This window comes from Asanoa sp. NPDC050611 (assembly GCF_040654855.1).
Lineage (GTDB): Bacteria > Actinomycetota > Actinomycetes > Mycobacteriales > Micromonosporaceae > Asanoa.
This window is the reverse complement of sequence record NZ_JBFAIU010000494.1, coordinates 1-4,071: the sequence shown is the minus strand read 5'-3', so window position 1 is coordinate 4,071 and position 4,071 is coordinate 1. Positions and strand designations below refer to the sequence as shown.

4 protein-coding genes are annotated in these 4,071 nt (G+C 73.6%); 1 reads left to right on the top strand and 3 read right to left on the bottom strand.

All coding sequences use genetic code 11. The features are described 5' to 3' along the window. Positions 1 to 1,791: M1 family aminopeptidase (locus AB0H87_RS38945; protein ID WP_360157924.1), on the bottom strand; the 1,791-nt coding region annotated here is incomplete at its 3' end. Positions 1,792 to 1,816: 25 nt separating this feature from the next. Then, positions 1,817 to 2,686: a phytanoyl-CoA dioxygenase family protein gene (locus AB0H87_RS38940; RefSeq protein WP_360157921.1), complete on the bottom strand. Its 870-nt coding sequence runs from the start codon at positions 2,684 to 2,686 to the stop codon at positions 1,817 to 1,819. Between the two features lie 95 nt (positions 2,687 to 2,781). Between AB0H87_RS38940 and AB0H87_RS38935 the strand changes: the two genes are divergently transcribed. After that, positions 2,782 to 3,636, top strand: coding sequence for a helix-turn-helix transcriptional regulator (locus tag AB0H87_RS38935; RefSeq protein WP_360157918.1), 855 nt, complete (start codon positions 2,782 to 2,784; stop codon positions 3,634 to 3,636). Here the strand turns inward: AB0H87_RS38935 and AB0H87_RS38930 are convergent. Next, positions 3,633 to 4,071: dihydrodipicolinate synthase family protein (locus AB0H87_RS38930; protein ID WP_360157915.1), on the bottom strand; the 439-nt coding region annotated here is incomplete at its 5' end. The two genes, AB0H87_RS38935 and AB0H87_RS38930, sit on opposite strands and share 4 nt — an antisense overlap.

Sequence of the window (4,071 nt, the reverse complement as noted above, 5' to 3'; positions counted from 1 at the left end):
CATCGACTTGTCGACGAGGACGGCCAGGGGGTCGAGCGGGTCGTCGTCGAGCAGCCACACGAGGTGGTTCAGTGTCCGGTCGACGGCGGCGGTCACGAGGGTGGGCGAGGACTCGCGCGGCAGCTGCCGGGCCACGAGATCCAGGTGCGCGGCCGGTAGTGCCTGGTCGAGCAGTGCCGCCCACAGCACCGCCCGGGTGAGCGGGTCCGGCAGGGCGGCCAGCGCACCGTTGACGACCTCCGCGGAGAACGGGTCCAGCTCGATCCGCGCGAAGGTCTCGCCGCGCGAGTTGGGCACGACGACGAGTCCGGCCCACTCCGGCAGCTCCACCGGCTCGTCCGCGAGGTCGACCAGCCGGGAGCCGACCGGTTCCAGCGTCTTCGCGTACGCGGTGACGGTGAACCGGTGCGGCCGGACGCCGTCGCGGGTCAGCACGGGGACGTCGCCACGGCGCACGACGCGGATCGTGTCGTGGCCCGCCTGCCGCAGCCACACCTGGGCCCAGCCACGCACGTCGCGCGGCGAGGCACCGTCGAGCGCCGACAGCAGGTCCGCGAGGGTCGCGTTGGCGAACCGGTGCTGGGTCAGGTGCGCGTTCACCCCGGCCAGGAAGTCCGCCTCACCCAGCCAGGTCACCAGCTGCCGTACGACCGCGTTCCCCTTGGCGTACGAGATGTAGTCGAAGATCGTCGTGCCCGTGTCCACGTCCGGCACGTCCTCGGCGGCCGGCGCGACCGGGTGGGTGGACCGGCGGCGGTCCGCGAGCAGGGCGGCGGGCTTGTGCGCGGCCTCGAACGACACCCGGGTGCCGGCGAAGCCCGCGACGGTCTCGGCCACCTCGAACCCCATGTAGTCCGCGAACGACTCGTTGAGCCACGCGTCCTCCCACCAGACCGGGGAAACCAGGTCGGCGAACCACATGTGCGACATCTCGTGCGCGATCACCATCGCGCGGTGCCGGCGGTCGTCGTCGGTGACCCGCGCGCGCGGCAGCATCGACTCGTCGAACGTCACGCAGCCCGGGTTCTCCATCGCGCCCCAGTTGAGCTCGGGCACGAAGACCTGGTCGTACGAGTCGAACGGGAACGGCTCGTCGAAGACCGCCGCGTAGTGGTCGAAGCAGGCCTCGGTCACCCGCCGCAGCTCGGCGGCGTCCCGCTCCAGCTCGCGCGCCAGCGACCGGCGGGCATGCCAGCCCATCGGCAGGCCCCGGTGCTCCCACCGCACGCTGCGGTAGGGCCCGGCCACGACGGCGAACAGGTCGCACGGGATCGGCGGGGTGGTGGCGAACGCGAACCGCCCGTCCCGCGCGGCGGTGCACACCCCGTTGGACAGCACCGTCCACGTCGGATCCGCGGTGACGGCCAGCGTGATCGGGGCCTTGAGGTCGAGCTGGTCGAAGCAGGCGAACAGGCGCTGGGTGATGTCGAGGCCGAGATAACCGCCGACGTAGCGCTCCCCGTCCACCGGGTCGGTGAAGGTGTGCAGCCCTTCACCGTCGGTGACGTAGCGCATCCGCGCGTCGACGACGACCTCGTGCGGGCCGGCGGCGAGACCGTCGAGCCGGATCCGGCGCCCGTCGTACGCGGCGTCGACGGCCGACCCGTCCAGCGTGACCGCGAGCGACTCCGCCCGGTGCAGCTCGAGGAACGTGTCGCCGCCCGCGGTCCGGAACCGCACGGCCACCCGGCTGCGGAAGGAGTCGGGCGACGTCACGTCCAGCGCGAGGTCGTAGGAGACGTCGGACAGCATGGCGGCCCGCGCACGGGCCTCGTGGAGGGTCAGCGACACCTTGACAGGCTATGACCAGGGCCGGTCAGCGGTCGCAGCCGCCGTCCTTGTCCGGCCGGACGTACGCGCGGGTGACGTCGGTGATGCCCTTGTAGGCGTACGGATCCTCGCCCGCGACGAGGACGACGTCGCGGAAGTCCCACTGCGCCGGTGCCGCGCCCGCCGGGATCCGCCACTGCAGCGGCGACTCGGCGCTCATGTAGTGGTTGGCCAGCGCCCGCCGGTAGCCGTGCCGGCCCGAGTTCGGCAGCGAGCGGTGCAGCAGGTAGCCGTTGAAGATGACCGCCGCGCCGGCCGGGACCTCCACCGGGACCGCGTCCTCGTCCCGGTACGGGAAGTCGTACGCCTCGATCGAGCAGTCGAACCGCGGGTCGTCCTGGTCGCGGTCCGGGTAGAGCACGCCGCGGCGGTGGGAGCCCGGCAGCACCCACAGGCAGCCGTTCTCGACGGTCGCGTCGTCGAGGGCGATCCACACCGCGGTCAGCGAGCGGTCGCGGGTCGGTATGAAGAACTCGTCCTGGTGCCACGGCTGCCCAGGCCTGCCCTCCGACTTGATGAACAGCATCGACTGCATGGCCTTGACGTTCGGGCCGACGACCCGGGTGAGCACGTCGACGACCCGCGGGTGGGCCAGCGCACCCGCGATCACCGGCGACAGCTTGTGCGGGTGGTGGACGCACAGGTACCGGCGCAGCACGTCGGCGTCGGGCTCGTCGGCCGCCGCCACCGCGCCGCGCCCGATCTGGCCCAGCTCGCCGCGGCACAGCCGGACGGCCTCGGCGTTGATCCCGGCCACCTCGGCGGGCGACAGCGCGTCGTGCAGCACCGCGTAGCCGTCCACCGTTACCTGCTCGATCAGCGCATCGGACACGGCGTGGTGCAGCGTGGTCGTCATGGCTCCCCCAGTCTGGAATGGTGACTCGCCTTACCAGTGTCGGGCGGAGCGGCCCGCGTGCCCATGCCCGCGACGCGCGACTAACCTGTCTGTTCATGACATCCACGGACCTGCGGGTACGCGTCCGCAACGGTCCCGCCGTGGCCCACTACCCGCCCGGCGCCACCCTGGGCCCGCGCGTGCTGCCGTGCTTCGAGTTCGTCTGGATGCTCACCGGTCGCGCGTCCTGGCGGCGCACCGGCGACGACCCGGTTACCCACGAGCTGCGCCCCGGGCAGCTCCTGCTCACCCGGCCGGGCGTGCGGGAGCACTACACCTGGGACCCCGACCGGCCCTGCACGCACGCGTACGTGACCTTCTACGTCGACGACCCCGGGCCGCTCGGACCGCCCGAGGCCTGGCCGCTCGTCCGCGACCTGGCGACCGATCCCCTGCCGGCGCTCTGCCGCTACCTGCTGCGCACCGGCGAGCCGCGGACCGCGCAGGTGCTGGCCTGGCTGCTCGACCTGTTCGTCGCGGGCCCGCTGCCCGACCCGGCCGACGACCTGCCGGAGCACGTCGACCGCCTGGTCGACCACCTGCGCGCCGCCTGGAGCGACGGTGTCTGCCGCCCGCTCGAGCTGGCCGAGCTGGCCGCCGCCGCGCACGTCTCACCGGGCCACCTCGCGCGCCTGTTCCGGGAGCGCTACGGCCGCGGTCCGGTCGGCGCGGTCGAGCTCGTGCGGCTGGCCCGCGCCGCCGTCCTCCTGGAACGCAGCAACCTGAGCGTCGCCGCGGTCGCCGCCGCCTGCGGGTTCGTCAACGCGTTCCACTTCTCGCGCCGTTTCCGCCAGGCGTACGGTTGCGCGCCGCGCGACTACCGCGCGGACCGCCCGGCCGATCCGCTGGACCCCGTGCGCCGGGCGGGTCTGTTCCCGGTCGCCCGGCGGCTGCTCGCGGACAGACCCTAGGGCAGGAGGGCCCGCAGCGCGGCCAGCTCCTGTGGGGTCAGCGGCTCGAACGGCGCCGCGGCGTGCGGCGGGCAGAGCCCGAGCAGGTGCAGCGCGCTCTTCATCACGACGATCCCGCTGGCGCCGGACCGCACCGAGAAGATCCGGGTCAGCGCGTCGACCCGCTCCTGCAGCGCGGCCGCGCCGTCGTGGTCGCCGGCCGCCGCGCGCGCGACCAGCTCCACGCAGAGCGCGGGAGCGATCATGCCGACGCCCGGGACCGTCCCGGCCGCGCCGGCCCGCAGCCCGCTCGCGAGCTGGCGTTCGGCGCCCTGCGCGACGCCGAACCCGGGCCCCGCGAGCGCGCAGAGCTCCGCGAACAGCCCGCCAGGGGAACGGTGACGTTGACGATGTTCTGGATGCCCATCGGATAGCCGTTGGTCTGGCCGGTGTCCC

Excerpts from the sequence above, each read along its gene's own strand:
- AB0H87_RS38940 (WP_360157921.1), bottom strand. The coding sequence starts at position 2,686 with ATGACGACCACGCTGCACCACGCCGTGTCCGATGCGCTGATCGAGCAG.
- AB0H87_RS38935 (WP_360157918.1), top strand. The coding sequence starts at position 2,782 with ATGACATCCACGGACCTGCGGGTACGCGTCCGCAACGGTCCCGCCGTG.